1 protein-coding gene is annotated in these 399 nt (G+C 47.9%); it reads right to left on the bottom strand.

From position 1 onward, the window contains the following. Nucleotides 1-45: 45 nt before the first annotated feature. Nucleotides 46-333 carry a GIY-YIG nuclease family protein gene (locus tag L901_RS24490; protein WP_059760880.1) on the bottom strand — a complete coding sequence of 96 codons (288 nt, stop codon included), beginning with the start codon at nt 331-333 and terminating at the stop codon, nt 46-48. Between the last annotated feature and the right edge of the window lie 66 nt (nt 334-399).

The following is a 399-nucleotide window of genomic DNA, read 5'->3' as shown; positions in this document are numbered from 1 at the left end:
CACAATACGTCCACACAAGGCCGGCATGATGGAGCGGAGGCATCGTCAGAGAAGAAAATGGGCAATGTCGTCCCAGGCTGGATTGAGATCCTCAATCAACTTGATCTTCCATGCCCGCGGCCAGTTTTTTATCGTCTTTTCTCTCGCAATTGCGTCCGTGACGAGATCGTATGTTTCAAACCACACAAGCGTCTTAACGCCATAACGGGTTGTGAATCCGGGCGTCAGGCTGTTCTGATGTTCATATAAACGGTGAGAAAGGTCGCTTGTTACGCCAGTATAGAGCGTGCCGTTTCTTTTGGATGCAAGAATATAAACGTAACCTTGGCGCATGAGAAACGCTCATGATTTTTGCAAGAAATCAATTTATTTCCGTCATGCCGGCCTTGTGTGGACGTA

The organism is Agrobacterium sp. D14, from assembly GCF_001526505.1.
GTDB lineage: Bacteria > Pseudomonadota > Alphaproteobacteria > Rhizobiales > Rhizobiaceae > Agrobacterium > Agrobacterium leguminum.
The sequence above is the reverse complement of the archived record's forward strand: the minus strand, read 5'-3'. Positions and strand labels throughout refer to the sequence as shown.

Coding starts and splice junctions, on each gene's coding strand:
- L901_RS24490 (WP_059760880.1), bottom strand. CDS start 333: ATGCGCCAAGGTTACGTTTATATTCTTGCATCCAAAAGAAACGGCACG.